This is a genomic window from Arthrobacter sp. H5 (genome assembly GCF_000520595.1).
Classification (GTDB): Bacteria; Actinomycetota; Actinomycetes; order Actinomycetales; family Micrococcaceae; genus Arthrobacter_D.
Map to the genome: position 1 here is coordinate 84,156 of NZ_KI914989.1, position 21,217 is coordinate 105,372.

Below are 21,217 nucleotides of genomic sequence, written 5' to 3' on the forward strand. Positions count from 1 at the left end.
CGCCGGGACGGAAGGAGCCGCGGGCGGCACTCGCCGCCGCCCATCACCTCCTGCTGGGCCACGGGCTCGTGGTGCAGGAGCTGCGCCGCCGCGACCCGCGCGCCACCCTGGGTATCACGCTCAACCTCACGGTGCCCGATCCGGCGGACCCGGACAGCGAGGCGGACCGGGATGCAGCCCGCCGCGTTGACGGCCAGTTCAACCGGATCTTCCTCGATCCGGTGTTCCGGGGCGCCTATCCGGCGGACGTGCTCGACGACGTCCGCCACCTTGGCCTCGAAGACCACATCCGGCCGGGCGACCTTGCGCTGGTCTCCCTGCCCCTGGATGTGCTCGGCGTGAACTACTACCACGGCGAGGCGCTCACTATGGGGGCGGGAACCCAGGACAACCACGCACCTGGTGAACGCCCGGTCTCCTCGCCCTACGTTGCTGCCGAAGGGGTGCGGTCCGTTCCGCGCGGGCTTCCGGTCACGGGTATGGGCTGGGAGGTTCAGCCCGACGGCCTGCGCCGCCTGTTGAACCGCATCCACCACGAGTACACCGGCCCGATCGGTGTCCCTCTGTACATCACCGAAAATGGAGCAGCCTATGACGATGTTCCGGATTCGGAAGGTTTCGTGGACGATGAGGACCGCCGTTCCTTTATTGAGGCGCACCTCGCCGCGGTGAAGGACGCGCTCGACGACGGTGCGGATGTCCGCGGCTATCTGGCCTGGTCCTTCCTGGATAATTTCGAATGGGCGTGGGGGTACCATCAGCGGTTTGGACTGGTGCGGGTGGACTACGAAACACAGCGACGCATTCCCAAGGCAAGTGCCCTGTGGTTTGCCGAGGTGGCGGCCGCCAACGCGCTGCCGGGCAGTGTTTCTTCCATCGACTCACGGGTTATGACGCAGATCAGTCGGTGAAACAGTTATTTCCCTGGACGCGATGGCGCTGTGGGGCGGGAACGGCGGATGGTGTCGTATGGTCAAGGTGATGACTCGGATATCCACCGGTACACCGGACGCAGCACCCCGGCAAGGCAGCGGCAAGCACAGTCCCACCCTGGAGGACCTGGCAGCTGCGGCAGGCGTTTCCCGGTCCACCGCGTCGCGCGCGATCAATGGCGGCAACAGGGTGAGTCCGGAGGCGCTCGCTGCGGTGGATGCCGCCGTCGTCGCACTGGGGTACACACCCAACCATGCGGCGCGGACGCTGGTCACCCGCCGCACGTCCTCGATTGCGCTGGTCATTCCCGAGCCGGACATCCGCGTGATGATGGACCCGTTCTTCGCCGTCGTGATCACGGGTATCACTGAGGCACTCCGGGAGACGGACGTGCAGCTTGTGCTGCTCATGTCCCGGGCAGGCGACGACGCCGGCCGCACCCTGCGTTATCTGCGCGGCGGCCATGTGGATGGTGCAATTGTGGTCTCGCACCATAAGACTGACAGCTGGACTGATCAGCTGGCGGAGGGCGGCCTGCCGACCATCTTCATTGGGCGGCCCTGGAATGCTGGTCGGGGCGTTACTTACGTGGACACGAACAATTACGACGGCGGCAGGCTGGCTGCGCGGCATATCGCGGCATTGGGGCGCACACATCCGGCCACCGTGGCGGGGCCGGCGGACATGACAGCCGCCGCAGACCGGCTGCGCGGATGGCAGGACGGGCTGCGGGCGGCCGGCCTTCGGGACAACGGGTTGGAGTATGCCGATTTCACCACCGAAGGCGGACGCGCGGCTACCGAAAGGCTGTTGGCCCGGCATCCCGAAACCGATGCTGTTTTTGCGTCATCGGACCTTATGGCGGTGGGCGTGCTCTCGGTGTTGGCAGCCAGGGGCAGAGAAGTGCCGCGCGACGTGTCGGTGGTTGGCTACGACAATCACCAATTGGCGGAGGGCACCTCGCCCGCGTTGACCACGGTGATCAATCCCATGGTCACCATGGCTGTCCGGGCGGGAACCATGCTGCTCGAAGAGATCGAGGCACCCGGGACCCACCCGGATCCGGTGATCTATCCGGCCGAGCTGGTGGAGCGCGAAAGCACCGCGGTGGCTCCCAGTGAGTCCGCCGCGAAGGCATAGTCCCAGGCGACGTCTTTCCACTGTTCGTAGCGTCCGCTCGCGCCGCCGTGACCGCCGTCCATCTCGGTCTTGAGGACAATCGGCTCCGGACCGGTGGTGGTATCGCGCAGCTTCGCAACCCATTTGGCCGGCTCCACGTACAGCACCCTGGTGTCGTTGAAACTCGTCACCGCCGCGATGCGAGGGTAGGCTGCTGCCCGCACGTTTTCGTATGGCGTGTAGTCCTTCATGTACTGGTACACCTCGGCGTCGGTGATCGGGTTTCCCCATTCCTCCCATTCGAGGGCGGACAACGGCAGCTCGGGATCCAGGATGGTGGTCAGGGCATCCACAAAGGGAACCTGGGCCACCACGGCACGGTACTTCTCCGGTGCCAGATTCGTGACGGCTCCCATCAGCAGCCCACCGGCGGAGCCGCCCATCGCAGCAACGCGCTGTGGGTCCGCCCAACCGGAGGAGACCAGATGGCTGGTGGAGTCGATGAAATCGGTGAACGTGTTCTTCTTGGTGAGCTTCTTGCCGGCTTCATACCAGGTTCGGCCCATCTCGCCGCCGCCGCGGATGTGCGCCACAACAAAGATGATTCCGCGGTCAAGAAGTGAAAGGCGGGAGATTGAAAAGCCGGGGTCCATGCTGATTTCGTAGCTGCCGTAGGCATAGATCACCGCCGGGTTGCTGCCGTCCTGGATCAGCTCGCGGCGGCGCAGCACCGAGAGCGGAATGAGTGTGCCGTCCTGCGCGGTGGCCCACTCGCGGGTCGCCACATAGTCTTCGGACCGGTAGCCTCCGCGTACTTCGGTTTCCTTCCGCAGAGCCAGTTCCCCGGATACGAGCATGTAGTCATAGACGCGCGGCGGAGTGAAGAAAGACGAGTAGGAGAGCCGGATGATCGGGGATTCAAACTCCGCGTTGGACAGGTTGCAGGTGTAAAGCTCCTCGTCGAAGGATGGTTCAATGGGCTCGGGCTGCCCGCCGCCGCCCAGCCCGGCCAGGGGCAGAATCTGCACCCGCAGCGTAGTGTCCTTACGCACCGACACCATCACGTGTGATTGGGTGACCGCCACGCCGTGAACCCGCACGGCGTCGTCGTGCTTGATGATGGTTGTCCACTCCTGCTCGGCGAGAGGACGCTGAAACTGATCCTCGCTGACCAGGGAGACCATTGAGTTTTTGGCGTCCCGGTTGTGGGTCAGCAGGTAGTGGCGGCGGCCGTCAATCGTGAGCGGATCCGCCTCGTAGAGCACCTTCTCTTCGCGGGGGATCAGGGTCAGCAGCTCCGCGCGTGGTGTAGTGAGGTCAAGAACCCGGTACTCGCTGTACTCGGAGCAGCCGATGCCGATGATCAGCTGGGTGCGGTCGGCTGAAATGTCGAAGCCGGTCCACATGGCGACGTCATCCTCCTCATAGATGACCGTGTCCGCCTCCGCTGGTGTGCCAAGGGTATGGGACTTCACCTGGTAGGGGCGCCAGGAGTCATCCACCACGGTGTAGAAAACCTGCGTGCCATCTGGGGAGAATTCAAGGCCGTAGAACACATTGGGAATCTCATCCGCAAGCAGATTGCCGGTGCGGAGATCCTTGATACGCAGGGTGAACCGTTCATCGCCGGCATTATCCTGCGCGTACGCCAACAGGGTCCCGTCCTCGGTGACAGCCAGCCCGCCGAGGGAGAAGAAGGGCTTGCCTTCGGCTTCGACGTTGCCGTCAAGCATGATCTGCTCTCCCTCGACCGGCTGGCCGGGGACCACCTCCGGGGGAGTCCAGTCCCTGGTCACATTGCCCGTGTCAGTGGCTGCCGTGCGGCAATGGATGCTGTACTGCCTGCCCTCCTCGGTGCGCGTGTAGTACCACCAGCCCTTTTTTCGGGCCGGCACCGAGAGGTCGGTCTCCTGGGTGCGGTTCTTGATCTCGTTGAAGATGTCCTGCCGGAGCTGTTCCTGGCCGCTCGTGATTGCCTCCGTGTAGGCGTTCTCTGCCTTGAGATGGTCAACTACCTCGGCGCTTTCCTTTGCCCGGAGCCACTCATACTCATCGATGAAGGTGTCGCCGTGGTGCATGCGCTCGGTGGGGATTTTCCTGGCAATGGGAGGAGTGGCAGTCATGGGATCCATCCTGCCAGATCCGGGAGCGGCGTCAGCTCGGAGCGGCCGCGGTGGATCCCCGAACAATCAGGTCGGATTCAAACAGGACTTCCATGCGGCTGTTTCGATCACCCAACAATTCCGTGAACAACGCTTGAACTGCTGCCTCCGCCATGGCGGAAACGGGCTGCCTGAGGGTTGTCAGCGGCGGGTCCGTGAAGGCCATGAGGGGGGAGTCATCGAAGCCCACAATCGACACGTCTTCCGGCACACGCAGCCCCCGCGACCGTGCTGCCCGGATGGCACCGAGAGCCATCACGTCCGACGCGCACACGATACCGGTGTGACCCAATTCCAGCAGTTCGACGGCGGCGCTGTGTCCGCCCTCGATGCTGAACATGGTGACGACGGTGTGTTCTGATGGATTCGTTTGGCCGAGACGTTGTTCGAGCCCTGCACCAAAACCTTCGGCCTTCCGCCGACTGGGAATGAAGTGCCCCGGCCCGGTAGCGAAGCCGATCTTCTGGTGGCCCAGTGAGGCGAGGTGGCGGACAGCGGTGTGAACTGCCATCGAGTCGTCATTGGCGATCGAAGGGGCATCAATTTGAGGCCGCGTTCCATTGATCAGCACAAACGGGATGCCCCGTCCGCGCAGACGGTGATAACGCTCAACGCTTGCGCGGCCATCCGCGTGCGCTGCGCAGACGAAGATCAGCCCGCGCACGCCCTGATCCAGCAAAAGAGAAACATACTCATCTTCGGTGACCCCGCCCCCCGGCAACGTGCAGAGGGCGGGGATGTACTCGTTGGGGGTAAGCAGGGTGCTGATGGCGCCGGCAAATGCAGGGAAAATCGGGTTAACCAGATCGGGCACAACAATGCCGATCTGTCCTTTCGACCTGCCTGACAGGCGTTCGGGCCGCTCATAGCCGAGATCGTCCATGGCCGTGAGTACGGCTTGCCGGGTTTCACGGGAAGCGCCGCTGCGGCCATTAAGAACGCGGGAGACGGTGGGCACGCTGACTCCGGCGCGGCGCGCCACATCCTCTAGCCGGGGCTTGTCGATCGACGCAGGAATGGTCACCGCTCCATTCTATCCGGCCTGATTCGCCTAGTGAAAACTTTCATGAAACTTTCAGCAACCTATTGACCTACGGACATTCGGCTTCTTAGGGTGAGATGGCCTACTACAAATATTGGACGTGCATCGTGGCACGTCGAGGAGGATCTATGCACACCCCTTCATCCGTTCATCCAGCCCGGCGGCGCGCTATCCGGCTGGCCCCTGGTGTCCTGGCCATGCCGCTGCTGGTTGGCCTAGTGCCGTTGCCGGCGCTCGCCGATCACAGCGCAACTCCCGCTTCGGTGACTATTGTGGGCTCACTCCAGTCCGAGCTCGGTTGCCCCGGTGACTGGCAGCCGGAGTGCACCGCAACGGTGTTGACCGAGGTCGCGGGCTCGCCCGCGACCTACAGCGGTACCTTCGACGTTCCCGCGGGAGATTACGCTTACAAGGCGGCTCTTAACGGAAGCTGGACCGAAAACTACGGTGACGGCGGCGCGGCAGGAGGGGCTGACATCGCCTTGACGTCGCCGGGAGGGCCGATCACCTTTACCTACAATCACAGTACGCACGTCATCACCAGCGATGTTCCGGAGTCCCTAGCCTCCGGGGTCGCCGCGCACTGGCTCGCGCCGGGCGTTATCGCCTGGGATCTCGTTGACGCGCCGGAGGGTGCTTCCTACCGCCTTTACCACTCGATGGACGGCGGCTTGGAGATGGTTGACGGAGCTGTCACCGGCGGCGACTACATCGAACTGGAACGAAGCTCGGACGTCCTCGATCCGGAACTGGCGCCTACGTCTCCCCACCTGAAGTCCTTCGATTCGCTGACCATTCCGAAGAAGGCGGCACGGCAGGCGAAAAACCTGCTCAAGGGAGAACTGCTCGCCGTTCAGGTGGGCGCTGACGGCTCGGCGCTCCAGGCGACGGGCGTGCAGGTCCCGCAGGTCCTCGACGCGCTGTACCCGAAAGCCCTCAAGCGTTCGCTCGGACTGACCTGGAAGGGGCTGCATCCGAGCTTCGACCTGTGGGCGCCGACCGCCCGACAGGTCAGCCTCCATGTGTACCGCGACGGATCCGGCGGTGAACCTCTGACGACGGTTCCCCTGAAAGAAGGGCACGACGGCGTTTGGACCCTTCTCGGTAAGAAGGACTGGAATGATGCCTATTACGTCTATGAGGTAGAGGTCTTCGTGCCGGAAACTGGAAAGGTGGAACGCAACCTCGTCACCGACCCTTACAGCGTGGGCCTTTCCACCAATTCCGAGCGCAGCCTGATCGTGAACCTGGCGGCCCCGGCGCTGAAGCCGTCCGGCTGGGACTCGTTGGAGAAGCCCGCACTCGCCAAACCCGAAGCCTTTTCGCTCTACGAACTGCATGTGCGGGACTTCTCAATTACCGACAGCACTGTTCCCGAGGAACGCCGAGGCACCTATGCCGCATTCGCCGAAAAGGGCACCGACGGCATGAAGCGGCTTGCCGACCTCGCGGACGCCGGGCTGAACGCGGTGCATCTCCTGCCGGTGAATGACATTGGAACCATCGAGGAACGCCGAGATGCCCAGGCCGAGCCGCAGTGCAACCTTGACAGCTTCGCCCCCGACAGCGACGAGCAGCAGGAATGCGTCTCCGCCATTGCAGGCAAGGACGGATTCAACTGGGGCTACGACCCGCTGCACTACACAACGCCGGAAGGCTCCTACTCCACCAATCCCGAGGGTGCCACCCGCATCCGCGAGTTTCGCGACATGGTGGCGGGCCTGAACAACACTGGACTACGTGTGGTCCAGGACGTGGTCTACAACCACACTGCCGGTGCCGGCCAGGAATCGAACAACAATCTCGACCGCATTGTCCCGGGTTACTACCACCGGTTGAACCCGGCCACTGGCGCAGTTGAGACTTCGACCTGTTGCCCGAACACCGCAACCGAGAACGCCATGATGGGCAAGCTTATGGTGGATTCCATCGTGACCCTTGCGCGCACTTACAAGCTGGACGGATTCCGGTTTGACCTGATGGGCCATCACAGCAAGCAGAACATGCTGGACGTGCGTGCCGCGCTCGATGAGCTCACCCTCAAGAAGGATGGTGTCGACGGCAAAAGCATCTATGTCTACGGCGAGGGATGGAACTTCGGCGAGGTGGCGGACAACGCCCGATTCGAGCAGGCCACGCAGGCAAATATGGCTGGCACGGGGATTGGAACTTTCAATGACAGGCTTCGCGATGCCGTTCGCGGTGGCGGACCCTTCGACGAGGACCCGCGTGTGCAGGGATTCGGCTCTGGGCTGTGGACGCAGCCGAACGGTGCGGAAGCCAATGGAACGTCCGACGAACAACGTGCACAACTGCTGCTGAACCAGGACCAGATCAAGGTTGGGCTTACCGGAAACCTGAAGGACTACACCTTTACTGACCGTACGGGTGCCGAGGTAACGGGCGCAGACGTGGACTACAACGGCAGCCCGGCCGGGTACACGGCCGACCCGCAGGAGGCGATCACGTACGTCGAGGCACACGATAACGAAACCCTGTTCGACAGCCTCGCGTTCAAGCTGGCGCCCGGGACGTCGATGGCCGAGAGGATCCGCTTCCAGACCCTCTCGCTCAGCACCACTACATTCGGCCAGGGCGTTTCCTTCTGGCACGCCGGGGGAGAAGCGCTGCGCAGCAAGTCCCTGGACCGCAACAGCTACGACTCGGGTGACTGGTTCAACCTGCTGGACCACACCGGTACCGAGAACGGCTTCGCCCGCGGATTGCCGCCGCGCCCGGACAACGCCGACAAATACGGGTTTATGAAGCCGCTCTTAGCGAACCCTGAACTAAAGCCCGCTCCGGCTGACATCGCGTCGGCGCGAGACCAGGCGTTGTCGCTTCTCGAAGTCCGCAAGAGCACGCCGCTGTTTCACTTGGGCACTGCCGATCTGGTCCAGCAGAAGGTGTCGTTCCCGACCAGTGGCCCCAACCAGACCCCGGGCGTGATCGTGATGCATATTGATGACACAACCGGACCCGACATGGACGAGGAGAGGGCCGGCGTCGTCGTCGTTTTCAACGCGTCCGCGACGACCACTACGCAAACCGTGCCGACGGCTGTGGGTCAGTCATTTGGACTGCACCCGGTCCAAATGGGTGGCTCGGATGATGTGGTCAAGTATGCCGAGTTTGATCCGTTGAACGGCACGTTCACAGTCCCGCCGCTCACGGTTGCGGTGTTCGAAGCGAAGTAAGCCGGACCCAATCCTGCACTTTCTGCGGCCGTGTTGGGGCGTTTGCCCTAGTCGGCTCCCGCGACACACGGTTTGCTCTCCAGAAAATGCAGGATTAGGTACGACGCACGGCGGCACCGTCGGCGCTCGATGTCACGCATAGAGTTGGCCCATGAGCGAAGCCACGTCCAAAGACGTCACTGAGATCCCGCAGGATGCACTACCGGTTGAAGGCGGCTTCGGCGCAGACGGCTGGGAAGCCAGCGTCAAGACCTTCTGGACCGATTTCGATGACGGCCGGCCGACTGAGATGGTCGCAGCGATGGAATCCCTTGCAGCAGAGTGTCCGCACAAAGATGGCACTGCGTTGTATGAGCTGGGATCCGTCTGTGACTCGGTGGCCGTGAGGCGGAAGCCGCTGATTTCTATGAACGGGCCACCGCGGCTGGACTGAGCGGGAATCGAGCGATGGAGATCCGTATCCAGCACGCGAGCACGTTGCGTAACCTGGGCCGCTCTGAGGAATCCGTTGCGATGCTTCGGGATTTCGCGGACAAGCGGCTCGGTGATGCGCCGGCGTTTTTTCTGGCGCTCTCCCTGCACTCGACCGGCCGGAAGGACGAGGCATTGTCGGTTGCCTTGGCGGCGCTCGCCGAGCATCTGCCGCAGTACAACCGCTCCGCCCGTGCCTACGCCGCCGAGTTGAACCGGTAGCATCTCGAGGCGGCGCCGGGTCTGGCGTGTTGACTGGCACAACCTCTCGCGGATATCCTGAACGAACGGTCGGTAATTATTTCCCCGGGTATATTCCAAGCGCACAGTGAGGTGGCCACCATGGCAGTAGCAGAGGATCAAGCCGATATCAGCGCAGGCGAAGAGCAGTTCAACAGTCTGATTGCGCAGGATTCCCGCATTGAACCCCGCGATTGGATGCCGGAGGCCTACCGGAAGTCCCTGACCCGCCAGATTTCGCAGCACGCACACTCGGAGATCATCGGCATGCAGCCCGAAGCCAACTGGATTTCCCGCGCTCCGTCGCTGAAGCGCAAAGCCATTCTGATGGCCAAGGTCCAGGACGAGGCGGGGCATGGGCTGTACCTCTACTCGGCGGCCGAAACCCTGGGTACTTCACGCGACAAGATGACGGAGGACCTCATCGCGGGCAAGGCCCGTTACTCCAGCATCTTCAATTACCCGGCCTTGACTTGGGCGGATATGGGTGCCATCGGCTGGTTGGTCGACGGTGCCGCGATCGCCAACCAGGTTCCGCTATGCCGTGCCTCCTACGGGCCCTACGGCCGCGCCATGGTGAGGATCTGCAAGGAGGAGTCATTTCATCAGCGGCAGGGATTCGAAATCCTGCTGGAACTGGCTAATGGAACGCAAGCGCAGAGAGACATGGCCCAGGACGCCGTCAACCGGTGGTACGCGCCCAGCCTCATGATGTTCGGCCCACCCGATGATGATTCGCCCAACTCACAGCAGTCAATGGCGTGGAACATCAAGCGTTTCTCGAATGACGAATTGCGTTCCCGCTTTGTGGGAATGATGGTAGAGCAGGTACGGGTGCTTGGCCTGACCCTCCCTGACAAGGACATTCGGTTCAATGATGAAACCGAAAAATGGGAGCACGGCCCGCTGGACTGGAATGAGTTCAAGGAAGTTCTCGCTGGCAGGGGACCCTGCAATGCGCAGCGCATGGAACGCCGGCGCGAAGCCCATGAGGAGGGAGCCTGGGTGCGCGAAGCGGCGGTAGCCTACGCGGATAAGCAGGCAAAGCACTCTCAGCAGAAGGCGGCCTAGATGACCGGCGGATCAACAACCGGCGACGACGGCGCCAAGGCACCCAGCACGGGCGTCCACGAGAAGCGCGAGCCCTGGCCCCTGTGGGAGGTCTTTGTGAGGTCCTCCCGCGGCCTCTCCCATGTGCACGCCGGGTCGCTGCATGCACCCGACGCCGAAATGGCGGTGCGCAACGCGCGTGATCTCTACACCCGGCGTAACGAGGGCGTGAGCCTGTGGGTGGTGCCGGCGTCGGCCATTGTTTCGTCCGACCCTGACGCCAAAGGCCAGTTCTTTGAGTCTTCGCAGGGCAAGGATTACCGGCATGCAACGTATTACACCAAAAGTGACGGGGTGAAACACCTGTGAGCGAGTCGAATGCCAGTGCCACCCGCATCACTCCGGGCAACGCGCTGCGGCCGGAGGACATTGCTTCGTCCAGCGCGAAACCAACCGCAGAAGTCGCCGAGTATGCCCTGCGCTTGGGTGATGATTCGCTGATCCTCGCGCAGCGGCTGGGCTGGTGGATCTCCCGGGCTCCGGAACTTGAGGAGGACGTGGCGCTGGGCAACATTGCGCTCGACCTCATGGGCCATGCCCGCTCCTTCCTCACCTACGCCGGTCACGCCTGGGGCAAGACCGAAGATGATCTTGCCTATCTGCGGCGCGAGCCTGAATTCCGCTCAGCGCATTTGTTCGAGCAGCCCAACGGTGACTTTGCCCGGACCATCGCGCGCCAGCTGGTGGTCTCCCATTACCAGTTTGAGCTGTACTCCCGGTTGGTTGAATCCACGGACGCCACACTGGCGGCAATCGCTGCGAAGGCCGTCAAGGAGGTTGATTACCACCGTGACCACGCCAGCCAGTGGGTTCGCCGGCTTGCGCAGGGCACCGAGGAATCCCACAATCGGATGATCTCCGGCCTCACGCTGACGTGGCCGTATGTCGAAGAGCTCTTCACCGATGACCCGCTGATCGACTCGCTGGGCGACGCTGCGGTTCTGCCGTCCACCCTCCGCAAACCGTTCGACGCGCTGATCACTGCCCTGTTTGCCGAGGCTGAACTTCAGGTTCCTGCGGTGCCCGGAGCGATTGGTGGCGGCCGCCACGGTTGTCACAGCGAGCACCTGGGCTACATTCTTGCCGAAATGCAGGTACTGGCCCGCGAGCATCCGGGTGCCACATGGTAGCGGCAGCCACGCTGGCCGCGCGTCCCGCGGATCCTGGAACCGCAGCGCTCTGGGACCTTGCTGCAACGGTGGTGGACCCGGAGATTCCGGTCCTCACCATTGAGGACCTGGGCGTCCTGCGATCGGTCCGGATGAACGACGCCGGCGCGATCACCGTGACCATCACGCCCACCTACTCCGGGTGTCCGGCCATGGACGCGATCCGGGACGATGTGATCAGCGCGTTGGCTGCGGCGGGCCACCGCGACGTAGGGATTGAACTGGTACTGGCTCCGGCCTGGACCACCGACTGGATGACTGATGCCGGCAAGGCCAAACTGGATGAATACGGCATCGCTCCGCCCACCGGCAAGGCCGCTGCCGGGCGGGTTTCGGTGGGGCTGAGCGTCAAATGTCCGCAGTGCAGCTCGCTCAACACCCGTGAACTCACCCGCTTCGGTTCCACCTCGTGCAAGGCTCTGTACGTTTGCCAGGACTGCCGCGAGCCCTTCGACTACTTCAAGGTGCACTAATGGCCGTTAAGCTTGCTCCGACCAACAAGCGCCGGACGGCGTTCAACGAGCTCACCGTCGCGGGCGTCCGCAGGCTCACCGAGGACGCCATCGAGGTGGCTTTCTCAGTTCCCGAGGAGCTCGCTGGCCAGTACAACTACCTGCCCGGGCAGTATGTTGCCCTGCGCACAAACCTTGATATCGACGGCGAATCCAAGGAGGTACGCAGGAGCTACTCGATCTGCGCGGAGCCGCGGTCGGGTGAAATCAGGGTGGCCATCAAGAAGGATCTCGGTGGAGCGTTTTCCACCTGGGCCAACGAGCACCTGAAGGCCGGCGACTTACTTGATGTCATGAGCCCTATGGGTCAGTTCATCTCCAAACACGAGATGACGGAGCTGAACCGCCCCGAAGACATTGACGTGTCCACCGAGAACACTTTTGTGGCGGTCGCTGCCGGTTCCGGCATTACGCCGGTCATTGCCATTGCCCGAACTGTTCTTGCCGCGAGCAGCAACGTCCGCTTTGACCTGATTTATGCCAACAAGGCCGCCATGGACGTAATGTTCCTCGAAGAGCTTGCCGATCTGAAAGACCGCTATCCCTCCCGGTTTGCACTCCATCACGTGCTCTCCCGCGAACAACGGATCTCACCGCTGCTGAGCGGCAGGATCGACGCCGAAAAGCTCCAAACCATGCTGGGAACAGTGATCCGAACCGACGATGTTGATGAGTGGTTCCTCTGCGGCCCATTCGAACTGGTCCAGCTCTGCCGGGATACCTTGGCCGAGCGCGGAGTGCCGGCGGAGAAGGTGCGCTTTGAACTGTTCACCACCGGCGAGCCGGCACGGCCTGAGGGGCACGTTGGCCGCCCGGTCAAGAACGACGACGGCGACAACTACACGATCAACTTCAACCTTGACGGGCTGCAGGGAAAAGTTGCCAGTCCCACCCATGCCCGCGAATCGATCCTCAACGCCGCGCTTCGGGTCCGCCCCGACGTCCCGTTTGCCTGCGCCGGCGGCGTGTGCGGAACCTGCCGTGCGAAGCTGGTTTCAGGCACGGTGGACATGGAAGAGAACTACGCCCTGGAACCGGACGAGCTGGAGAACGGCTACGTACTGACCTGCCAATCCCGCCCAACCAGCGACGAAGTCACCGTCGACTACGACGCCTAGTGTCAATGGCCGGATCTCCACGCGCTCGTTCCCCACTTGGTCTTTTCCCCGGGGCCGACCAAAGGCCGCCAGGCCTGCGTGGAGACCAGCTAACGTACGCACCGAACCACAGGAGCCTCGATGATCGACCTCACCATTGAGAACAATGTCGCCGAAATTGTCTTGAATGCGCCGCACAAGCTCAACTCGCTCGATGAGCAGGCGCTCGCCGAACTGTCCGCAGCGTACGACGACGCCGCGACCGCTGCAGCGGGCGGAACCGTGCGCGCTTTGCTCATCCGCGGCGAGGGCCGGGCATTTTGCGCCGGACGTGACATTTCCGGCGTCGTACCCGAAACTGACGATGCTGTTGCCTACCTCGACGGACTGGTCACCCCCTTGTTGAAGCAAATTTCGGCGTTTCCCGCGCCCACTTTCGCCGCAGCGCACGGCGCCTGCCTTGGCGTGGGGCTGGGGCTGCTGATCGCCACGGACGTGGTTTACGTGGCCGACAAGGCAAAGATCGGCTCGCCGTTTGCCAACCTCGGTGCCACGCTGGATTCCGGAGGGCACTGGCTGTTCACGGAGCGGCTGGGATCGCACCGGGCGCTTGACCTGATCTACACGGCCGATCTAATGACCGGTTCCGATGCCGTGGCCGCCGGTTTGTTCAGCCGGGTGATGCCGGCCGAGGAGCTGCTGGAAGCCACCCGTCTAACGGTTGCCCGGGTGGCTACCGGGGCAACCGGCGCTTTCCGTGCCTCAAAGGAGCTGGTTGCCTCGATCCGTGACCGGCGGCTGGGACTTTGGGACTCGGTATCGGAGGAGAACACCGCTCAGGGAGAGCTCTGCCGGAGTGCCGACTATGCGGAGGGTTTTACTGCTTTTCAGGAGAAGCGTAAACCGGAGTTTCGGGGCTGACTCCGGCTGACGAGTGTGCACGGTTCCCGCTGATCAGGGCGTCACCGGACTGTAAGGGTCTGTCGGCTCAATCAGATTTAGGGTTGGAATACCTAACCCAAGAGCTGAGTTCGATGCACGATTACGCGACTGCACCCGTCCAAGCGGGCATACTGCGAAACTGGGGATTACATCTTTCCAAACGTGTCCGGTTGAGGTCGCTGAGGACAATCAGCGTAGTTGCCGTCGGCGCAACGGCGCTCTTAACTGCCGGGGAGTCAACCATGCAGAGAAACTTACCAACGCGCTGGGGACGGCCGCAGTTCAGTGGGCCCCCCGAGTCAACGGACTTCTCAACTTCACTGGAACCGTGGACTTCAGCCCCACCAGGATTGTGGTGCCGGGACCCGATGCATTTCCACCCGCAGAGATTCAGGCCGGAGCAGTCGGCGACCCCGACTACAGCCCACTCGCCACGTCGGATGGACGTACGGTGATCAACGCGACGCAGGTGGCCAACGCCTCGGGACTTCACGATTCCATTGTGACCAATGGAATCGACTTTGCCAAGAAACAGGTAACCCTCAATACGTTGAACGGATTCTACGAGGGCAAGCGTGTTCAGTACCTGCACCAGGATGCCTCCGTCGAGCTGGTAGCCGCCCTGGAGGGATCAACCTGGGCGCCCAATCTGGATGCGGCACCGGGGTTGGCCTCGTTTGACCGGGATACGTCGGCGCGGGCGGCAATCATTCCGATTGTTAATGGCCCGAGGGGAGCCGACAATCCGCAGCGACAAGGACTCCAATCGGCTGTGGCGGGCGAAGGAGATCCGCTGAACATTACCCAAGTTGTGCCGGGCGACAAGGATTACACGCCCATTTGGGACGTTACACCTGCTGTTTGGACCCAGGAGGCAATAGGCAGGGGTGAACGAATCCGCCTGACCGACCATGACACCGTGGCGGACCTGTTTGAAGACGGGCTGCTGGCCAGTGGCGGCGGCGGACCCGCGAACTACAGCCTTGGGGGCCTGGCGGCTCTGCCTGGAATCTCCAACTGCCCAGTGGTGATTGAATTCGACTAGCACAGGGACGATGCAAGAGAGCGCGCCGCGGACCCCGTGATGAGGTCAGCGGCGCGCTCCTGTCTGCGACTCAAGCAAACGGATAACTTTATAGCGCAGGGAAAAAGACAACTAAGTCGACCCAATTGCGCTTTTTCTCCACCTCTGGCCTTTACTTATACGTGTGGCCAAGGTGTGCGCTGGAGGGCCTCATGGGGGAGGGTGACATTTAGAACGGGATGTCACCACCAGTCCGGTAGTGCACCTTGGCCATTTTGGGTCCGGGTCAGCGCGTGTCCAGATCCTCAAAAACCAGGAACGTTTGAGTGTCCAGCACTCCGGGCATGGACTGCAGTTGATCAAAAATCACGCGCCGAAGATCCACATTGTCTTCCGCCCGCACCAGCAAAATGACATCAAAGTCCCCGCCCACCAAAGCGATATGGTGAATTTCCGGAATTGCGCGGAGCTGTTCCTTTAGCTCGCGCCAGGAGTGTTGCCGCACCTTGAGCGTTACATAGGCGGAAGACCGCAATCCCGCTTTGATTGGGTCAATCAGCGCGGTGAACTTCGTGAGAATACCGCTCTCGGTCAGACGGGCAATCCGCGAGTACGCGTGGGCCCGCGAAATATGTACATTCTCGGCAACGGCTGTTACCGACGACCGTCCGTCCCTGGTGAGCTCAGCCAGGATTTTGCGATCAACCTCATCGAGGACACGTTCAGCCATTTGTCTACACCTCTCTACGTAACGCAGCTCACATTTACAAATCGTACACAGATATCTCGCCATTCTGTTGGAACATCCACAGTATGGGGCGCAGGTAGATACGAATAGGCAGTTCTAGCCATAATTGAAGCACGCAGTATCCAGTGATGATCTATGCGTGGCACATCGATGAGGCAAGGCGCCGCCCCCGGGCGGTACAAAACGGAGGCGGATATGACCATCTCAACCGGCAAACCCTATGAAGGCTCCATGGAGAACCAGGACCGCGACAGCCAGGACACGGGTCCCACGGCAGAGGCGTACATGCTTCCCTCAGCGCAGCCGGTCCGGCTGATCGATCCACAGGGATCCCATGTCCACAATGACAAATATCCCCTTCCAGACGGAGAGCTGCTGCTCAGCTCCTACCAGAAGCTGGTTGTGGGCCGTCGCATCAATGACCAGGCCAATGCCCTGGTGCGCCAGGGCCGCATGGCCGTCTATCCTTCCTCGCACGGCCAGGAGGCATGCCAGGTGGCTGCCGCCGTCGTACTTGAAAAACAGGACTGGCTGTTTCCCACCTACCGAGACACTGTCGCCGTGATCACCCGGGGCGTCGATCCGCTGGAAGTCCTCACGCTGCTCCGCGGGGACTGGCACTCGGGCTACGATCCCCACGAACACAAGACCGCCACCCAGTCCACGCCTCTGGCCACTCAGTTGCTCCACGCCGTCGGAGTGGCGCACGCGGCCAAGCTGAAGGGCGAAAACACTGTGGTGCTCGCTCTGTGCGGTGACGGAGCCACCAGCGAGGGTGACTTCCACGAGGCACTGAACTTCGCGGCAGTATTCCATGTTCCAGTGGTTTTCCTGGTCCAGAACAACGAATACGCGATCTCCGTTCCGTTGAAGAACCAGTCCGTTGCACCGTCCCTGGCGCACAAGGCCATCGGCTATGGGATGCCGGGCGAACGGGTTGATGGGAATGACCTCGCTGCGCTGCTCTCCGTCCTGGGCAAGGCTGTTGACCGAGCGCGGGACGGCGGCGGTCCCGCGCTCGTGGAAGCGCATACCTATCGGATGCAGGCCCACACCAACGCGGATGATCCCTCGCGCTACCGCTCACAGGACGACGTCGAAAAATGGGTTCCCAGGGACCCCATCACGCGCATGCGCACCTACCTGCGCCAGCTCACTGTGCTGGACGACGACGGCGAGGGCCGCATTGCGGTGGCCGCCGAGGACATGGCGGCCACGTTGAGAAACGGCCTGAACACTGAACCGGAGGTCAACCCGGAGGACCTGTTCAACTTCGTCTTCACAGAAAAGACCTCGCAGCTCCGCGAACAGTCAGCAATGCTCCGTGAGGAACTCATCCGGGACGCAGCACTTGAGACGGTGGAGCCATGACCGAGGCAACGCTCGAAGTAGAAGCCGCGAAAGACAGCCAGCCAAGCCAGCCGGCCACGACCGTGACCTTTGCCAAGGCACTCAACGCCGCGCTGGCCGATGCCATGGAATCGGACAAGACGGTGGTCATGTTCGGGGAGGATGTTGGTCCGCTCGGCGGCGTCTTCCGCATCACGGACGGCCTGACGGCACGCTTCGGCGAGGAACGGTGCTTCGACACACCCCTTGCCGAGGCGGGAATCATGGGCATGGCCGTCGGAATGGCAATGAATGGCATGCGTCCCGTGGTCGAAATGCAGTTTGATGCCTTCGCCTACCCGGCGTTTGAGCAGGTTGTCAGCCACGTGGCCAAGATGCCCAACCGGACCAAGGGCAAGGTCAAGCTGCCCCTGGTCATCCGGATCCCGTACGCCGGAGGAATTGGGGGAGTGGAGCACCATTGCGATTCATCGGAGTCCTACTACGCACACACGCCCGGTCTGACGGTGTTGGCGCCGGCAACTGTCCGCGATGCGTACACCATGCTCCGGGAAGCTATCCGTTTCCCCGATCCCGTGGTGTTCCTTGAACCGAAGAAGCTGTATTGGTCCAAGGAAACCGTTGACCTGGAGGAGCTGCGCGAGTCGTTCGAATCCAGCGACAGCCCGCAGACGGTGGGTCGCGCCGTCGTCGCACGCGCCGGGACCGACGCCACGCTGATTGCCTACGGTCCTTCGGTACCCACCGCCATGGCTGCTGCTGCGGCCGCCGCGGTAGAGGGCAGGTCCCTCGAAGTCATCGACGTGCGGTCAATTGTTCCGTTTGACGATGAAACGGTGTGCACGAGTGTGCGCAGGACAGGCCGTGCGGTAGTGATAGCCGAGGCTCCAGGATTCGCGTCGGTCGCGTCGGAAATTGTTGCCCGCATCCAGGAACGCTGCTTCCACTCGCTGGCCGCGCCGGTCAAACGCGTTACCGGCTTCGACATCCCCTATCCATCGCCCAAGCTGGAGCACTGGTTCCTGCCAAGCGTGGACCGCATTCTCGACGCGGTGGACGAGTTGCAGTGGGACGAACGATGAGCGCCGAAACGCTGGACGCAGGTGTCCAGGTCTTCAATCTCCCCGATCTTGGCGAAGGACTCACGGAGGCCGAGCTGGTGAATTGGCTGGTTGCCGAGGGCGACACAGTGGTGGTTGACCAGGCGATCGCCGAGGTTGAGACTGCCAAGTCCGTGGTGGAGGTGCCGTCACCCTTCGCGGGAGTGGTAGTTCAGCTGCACGGCGCCGCCGGCACCACGATGGATGTGGGCAAGCCGTTGATTTCAGTGCGTAAATCGGGTTCCGCGGCGGAAACCTACCGGGAAGAGGAGCGGGCCGGAATTTCCGCTCCCGCAGACGTTCCGGTGGTCAGGGCTGCTGGCGAGGGCACCGCTGCGGGCGTGGAGACTGAAGGCTCCGGAAACGTGCTGATCGGATACGGTACGCCCGGCGGAATGACTGGCGGACGAAGGCGCCGTTCCAAGAAGGCGGCGCAGGCACCTCAGCCCGGCGCGGAATCACCGACGGCGGAGACCGCCATCCTGTGCAGTTCCCCGCTGGTACGCAAACTTGCGCGCAATGCGGGAATCAGCCTGAGCGGCGTCCAGGGCACAGGGCCCAACGGCATGATTCTGCGGCGGGACGTCGAGGGAGCCATCGCAGGTTCCGGAAGCGAGCCGTCAGCGGCACAAGTCTCGAGTGATGTTCAGGACAGAAAATCCGGCCTCGCCATCAGCTCCCGCACCCACATCAAGGGAGTGCGCAAGACAGTTGCGGACAACATGTCCCGCAGCCGCCGCGAGATTCCAGAGGCAACGGTGTGGGTGGACGTTGACGCCACTGCTTTACTGGACATGCGTGCGGCGTTGAAAAAGCAACAACCGGAGAGCACACCCGGACTGCTTGCGTTCATCGCCCGGTTTGTGCTCGCGGGCCTGGCCAAGTATCCCGACCTCAACACGCGGGTGGTTAGCCGTGAGGATGGCAACCAGGAAATCCTTGGATTTGTAGGCGTCAATCTCGGTATTGCCGCGCAGACCGACCGCGGTCTGATGGTGCCCTGTGTGCAGCGCGCGGATCTATTGAGCGCCCGCGGGCTGGACGCTGAGATCAGGCGGCTCACCGCCGTCGTGCGCGATGGAAAGGCGACCCCGGTGGAGCTGACCTCCGGCACCTTCACTCTGAACAACTACGGAGTCTTTGGTGTGGACGGCAGCGCAGCGATCATCAACCACCCCGAAGCCGCGATCCTCGGTGTGGGGCGCATCATCGACCGTCCGTGGGTTGTTGACGGAGAACTTGCGGTCCGCAAGGTCACCGAACTCACCCTCGCCTTCGATCACCGGGTGTGCGACGGCGGCGTGGCCGGCGGGTTCCTGCGGTATGTGGCGGACGCCATGGAGAACCCAGGCAGCCTGCTCGCGGACCTCTAGACTGGTTCACAGCCGCCACCCGCGAGAGGAATTCATGACCGAGACGCCCGAAGCCCATGCGTCGAGCCCTTGGCGCCATCTCAGCGCAAACGCCTGGACACTGCGCAGCGACGGATTCAGGGTGAACACCGGCCTGGTGGTGGGTGAGGAGCGCGCGCTTGTGATCGACACAGGCTCGGGGCCTATTCAGGCCGCAGCTATTTTGGACGCCGTCCGGCTTGTTACGGATCTCCCGCTCGTTGCGGTGAACACCCACGCCCATTTTGACCACTTTTTTGGTAATGCCTATTTCGCCGGCCACGGTGTGGAGGAGATCTGGGCGACGGGACGCGGCGCCGAGGTGATGGCCGAGGATGGCATCTCCCAACGCCATCACGTGGCGGAGATCGAGCCCGCAATGGCAGACGGCGACGGCGGCCACACGTCTATTCTGCCCGCCAACAAGCTGGTGGATGGGGCACCCGTTGACCTTGACCTCGGTAAGACATCCGTCACGCTGTTCCACCTTGGACGCGGACACACGGACCACGACCTGTTGGTTGGCGCCGGCAACGTGCTGTTCACGGGTGACCTTGTAGAGGAGGGCGCGGATCCCGGTTTCGACGACTCTTTCCCGGCGGACTGGATCCGAACGCTGGGAAAGATGGCCGCATTGGATGACCTTTACGATGTGTTTGTCCCCGGTCATGGTGATCCCGTGGGAGTGGATTTTGTCATCACGCAGCTGAACAAGATGCGCAGCGCCGTGCGGGTTACCAAGGTTGCCATGGACGAGGCTTCAGTGGACATGACCAAGGCGATCCCCATCCTGCCCTACGGGCCGGAGCAGTCACGCGCGCTGCTGACCCGGCTTCGCACGTTGGCGCACTGGAAGTGGCTTGAGCACCAAAGTAGTTGACGGCATTAGCCCCTGCTCTGCGATCCCGGCAATCTATCGTAGGCGCCCGCACATTCGGTTCGCAGCGCCGATATCGTCTGTTCCTGTGCGCCGCCCGCATCAATAATGCGGAAGGATGCGAACTGGTCCAGCGACCGATAGGCAGCGTCCAGTTTCTGGAGAAATTCAAGCGATTCGGAATCCGCGTCGCGTGCATTGATTCTGGCGTGGGCCACCCGGGGATCGACTGCGACGTAGAGCACCAGATCCGGCTGCGGCAGAACCCGGAGCAACCACGGAACCAGGTTTCCTTCGGGCAGCCCGCGGACTCGTCGATACGCCAGCTGACAGTGCAAATGCCTGTCATACAGCACCAACCCGTGGCGGGGCTGCAGGACGGCTGCACGGAGCAGCGCGGCAGTCCTGATGATGGTTTCAACCGTATCCAGCAGCCGCAGTCCAAACATGCGCTCTGCGGTGCTGCCGCACTTCGATGCCCAGCGATCGAGTGTCTTGCGGCCTCCCGGGTTGCGGTACAACACGGCCTTTGCACCCGATTGCCGCACCTCGGCTGCCAGGGCGCGTGCCGCCGTTGTCTTCCCCGCGCCGTCGATCCCGACCAGCACAACTTTCAACCGGCGGCGCGTGGCCGCACCGCGCAGTGGGCGCAGGCGGGATGTCACTTGTGTGCTCCTTTGGAGGTCTCCGGGTGTGCTGCTGTACGCCACCCTCGCGTGCTTCGCGCAGGGAA

The 21,217-nt window shown here is 62.5% G+C and carries 20 protein-coding genes; 16 read left to right on the forward strand and 4 right to left on the reverse strand.

Annotation, left to right across the window (positions count from 1 at the left end):
• Positions 1-911 (forward strand): glycoside hydrolase family 1 protein (locus Y708_RS23790; protein WP_035775706.1); only part of this gene is annotated, 911 nt, incomplete at its 5' end.
• A gap of 70 nt (positions 912-981) precedes the next feature.
• Positions 982-2,073: a LacI family DNA-binding transcriptional regulator gene (locus tag Y708_RS23795; RefSeq protein WP_035775775.1), complete on the forward strand. Its 1,092-nt coding sequence runs from the start codon at positions 982-984 to the stop codon at positions 2,071-2,073.
• Here the strand turns inward: Y708_RS23795 and Y708_RS0108075 are convergent.
• A complete protein-coding gene (locus Y708_RS0108075) occupies positions 2,004-4,184 on the reverse strand; it encodes a S9 family peptidase (RefSeq protein ID WP_035775708.1) in 2,181 nt (726 codons plus the stop codon). The genes Y708_RS23795 and Y708_RS0108075 overlap by 70 nt on opposite strands.
• Before the next feature lie 22 nt (positions 4,185-4,206).
• Positions 4,207-5,238, reverse strand: coding sequence for a LacI family DNA-binding transcriptional regulator (locus Y708_RS0108080; RefSeq protein WP_028279531.1), 1,032 nt, complete (start codon positions 5,236-5,238; stop codon positions 4,207-4,209).
• 146 nt (positions 5,239-5,384) lie between these two features.
• Here Y708_RS0108080 and pulA point away from each other — a divergent pair, with 146 nt between their 5' ends.
• The 10 genes from pulA (at position 5,385) to Y708_RS0108125 (ending at position 15,039) form a co-directional block, all read left to right on the forward strand.
• On the forward strand, positions 5,385-8,453 hold the full coding sequence (gene pulA / locus Y708_RS0108085; protein ID WP_035775710.1) for a pullulanase-type alpha-1,6-glucosidase: 3,069 nt from the start codon (positions 5,385-5,387) through the stop codon (positions 8,451-8,453).
• A gap of 151 nt (positions 8,454-8,604) precedes the next feature.
• Positions 8,605-8,886, forward strand: coding sequence for a hypothetical protein (locus Y708_RS29075; RefSeq protein WP_051478822.1), 282 nt, complete (start codon positions 8,605-8,607; stop codon positions 8,884-8,886).
• On the forward strand, positions 8,883-9,146 hold the full coding sequence (locus Y708_RS29080; protein ID WP_253905755.1) for a tetratricopeptide repeat protein: 264 nt from the start codon (positions 8,883-8,885) through the stop codon (positions 9,144-9,146). Before Y708_RS29075 ends, Y708_RS29080 begins: the two co-directional genes overlap by 4 nt.
• 120 nt (positions 9,147-9,266) lie before the next feature.
• Entirely contained in the window at positions 9,267-10,235 is a 969-nt protein-coding gene (gene paaA / locus Y708_RS0108095) for a 1,2-phenylacetyl-CoA epoxidase subunit PaaA (protein ID WP_051478824.1), read from the forward strand.
• Entirely contained in the window at positions 10,236-10,583 is a 348-nt protein-coding gene (gene paaB, locus Y708_RS0108100; protein WP_028279534.1) for a 1,2-phenylacetyl-CoA epoxidase subunit PaaB, read from the forward strand.
• Positions 10,580-11,404 (forward strand): 1,2-phenylacetyl-CoA epoxidase subunit PaaC, encoded by an 825-nt coding sequence (gene paaC, locus Y708_RS0108105; protein WP_028279535.1) that lies wholly within the window; start codon positions 10,580-10,582, stop codon positions 11,402-11,404. The genes paaB and paaC overlap by 4 nt, the downstream gene beginning before the upstream one ends.
• Positions 11,398-11,916: a 1,2-phenylacetyl-CoA epoxidase subunit PaaD gene (gene paaD, locus Y708_RS0108110; RefSeq protein ID WP_028279536.1), complete on the forward strand. Its 519-nt coding sequence runs from the start codon at positions 11,398-11,400 to the stop codon at positions 11,914-11,916. Before paaC ends, paaD begins: the two co-directional genes overlap by 7 nt.
• Complete coding sequence (gene paaE, locus Y708_RS0108115) at positions 11,916-13,073, forward strand: 1,2-phenylacetyl-CoA epoxidase subunit PaaE (protein ID WP_028279537.1); 1,158 nt, start codon at positions 11,916-11,918, stop codon at positions 13,071-13,073. Before paaD ends, paaE begins: the two co-directional genes overlap by 1 nt.
• A 120-nt stretch (positions 13,074-13,193) precedes the next feature.
• A complete protein-coding gene (locus Y708_RS0108120) occupies positions 13,194-13,973 on the forward strand; it encodes an enoyl-CoA hydratase/isomerase family protein (protein ID WP_028279538.1) in 780 nt (259 codons plus the stop codon).
• Between the two features lie 349 nt (positions 13,974-14,322).
• Positions 14,323-15,039 carry a hypothetical protein gene (locus Y708_RS0108125; protein ID WP_028279539.1) on the forward strand — a complete coding sequence of 239 codons (717 nt, stop codon included), beginning with the start codon at positions 14,323-14,325 and terminating at the stop codon, positions 15,037-15,039.
• Positions 15,040-15,304: 265 nt separating this feature from the next.
• Here the strand turns inward: Y708_RS0108125 and Y708_RS0108130 are convergent, their stop codons facing one another.
• Positions 15,305-15,748 (reverse strand): Lrp/AsnC family transcriptional regulator, encoded by a 444-nt coding sequence (locus Y708_RS0108130; protein ID WP_028279540.1) that lies wholly within the window; start codon positions 15,746-15,748, stop codon positions 15,305-15,307.
• A 249-nt stretch (positions 15,749-15,997) separates the two neighbouring features.
• Here Y708_RS0108130 and pdhA point away from each other — a divergent pair, with 249 nt between their 5' ends.
• From pdhA to Y708_RS23805, 4 genes are read left to right on the forward strand one after another with little or no spacing between them, the layout of a single operon-like run.
• On the forward strand, positions 15,998-17,137 hold the full coding sequence (gene pdhA / locus Y708_RS0108135) for a pyruvate dehydrogenase (acetyl-transferring) E1 component subunit alpha (protein ID WP_253905756.1): 1,140 nt from the start codon (positions 15,998-16,000) through the stop codon (positions 17,135-17,137).
• Positions 17,134-18,198, forward strand: a complete 1,065-nt coding sequence (locus Y708_RS0108140; protein ID WP_028279542.1) for an alpha-ketoacid dehydrogenase subunit beta — start codon at positions 17,134-17,136, stop codon at positions 18,196-18,198. Before pdhA ends, Y708_RS0108140 begins: the two co-directional genes overlap by 4 nt.
• Positions 18,195-19,589, forward strand: a complete 1,395-nt coding sequence (locus Y708_RS0108145; RefSeq protein WP_028279543.1) for a dihydrolipoamide acetyltransferase family protein — start codon at positions 18,195-18,197, stop codon at positions 19,587-19,589. Before Y708_RS0108140 ends, Y708_RS0108145 begins: the two co-directional genes overlap by 4 nt.
• Positions 19,590-19,623: 34 nt before the next feature.
• A complete protein-coding gene (locus Y708_RS23805; protein ID WP_035775711.1) occupies positions 19,624-20,487 on the forward strand; it encodes an MBL fold metallo-hydrolase in 864 nt (287 codons plus the stop codon).
• A gap of 5 nt (positions 20,488-20,492) precedes the next feature.
• Here the strand turns inward: Y708_RS23805 and Y708_RS23810 are convergent, their stop codons facing one another.
• The gene (locus Y708_RS23810) at positions 20,493-21,149 is read right to left on the reverse strand and encodes a dTMP kinase (protein WP_051478825.1); all 657 of its coding nucleotides are present in this window, start codon (positions 21,147-21,149) and stop codon (positions 20,493-20,495) included.
• Between the last annotated feature and the right edge of the window lie 68 nt (positions 21,150-21,217).

Excerpts from the sequence above, each read along its gene's own strand:
- Y708_RS0108075 (WP_035775708.1), bottom strand. The coding sequence starts at position 4,184 with ATGGATCCCATGACTGCCACTCCTCCCATTGCCAGGAAAATCCCCACC.
- paaD (WP_028279536.1), top strand. The coding sequence starts at position 11,398 with ATGGTAGCGGCAGCCACGCTGGCCGCGCGTCCCGCGGATCCTGGAACC.
- paaA (WP_051478824.1), top strand. The coding sequence starts at position 9,267 with ATGGCAGTAGCAGAGGATCAAGCCGATATCAGCGCAGGCGAAGAGCAG.
- pdhA (WP_253905756.1), top strand. The coding sequence starts at position 15,998 with ATGGAGAACCAGGACCGCGACAGCCAGGACACGGGTCCCACGGCAGAG.
- Y708_RS0108140 (WP_028279542.1), top strand. The coding sequence starts at position 17,134 with ATGACCGAGGCAACGCTCGAAGTAGAAGCCGCGAAAGACAGCCAGCCA.
- paaE (WP_028279537.1), top strand. The coding sequence starts at position 11,916 with ATGGCCGTTAAGCTTGCTCCGACCAACAAGCGCCGGACGGCGTTCAAC.
- Y708_RS23795 (WP_035775775.1), top strand. The coding sequence starts at position 982 with ATGACTCGGATATCCACCGGTACACCGGACGCAGCACCCCGGCAAGGC.
- Y708_RS23805 (WP_035775711.1), top strand. The coding sequence starts at position 19,624 with ATGACCGAGACGCCCGAAGCCCATGCGTCGAGCCCTTGGCGCCATCTC.
- pulA (WP_035775710.1), top strand. The coding sequence starts at position 5,385 with ATGCACACCCCTTCATCCGTTCATCCAGCCCGGCGGCGCGCTATCCGG.
- Y708_RS29075 (WP_051478822.1), top strand. The coding sequence starts at position 8,605 with ATGAGCGAAGCCACGTCCAAAGACGTCACTGAGATCCCGCAGGATGCA.
- Y708_RS0108130 (WP_028279540.1), bottom strand. The coding sequence starts at position 15,748 with ATGGCTGAACGTGTCCTCGATGAGGTTGATCGCAAAATCCTGGCTGAG.
- Y708_RS0108120 (WP_028279538.1), top strand. The coding sequence starts at position 13,194 with ATGATCGACCTCACCATTGAGAACAATGTCGCCGAAATTGTCTTGAAT.
- paaB (WP_028279534.1), top strand. The coding sequence starts at position 10,236 with ATGACCGGCGGATCAACAACCGGCGACGACGGCGCCAAGGCACCCAGC.
- Y708_RS0108145 (WP_028279543.1), top strand. The coding sequence starts at position 18,195 with ATGAGCGCCGAAACGCTGGACGCAGGTGTCCAGGTCTTCAATCTCCCC.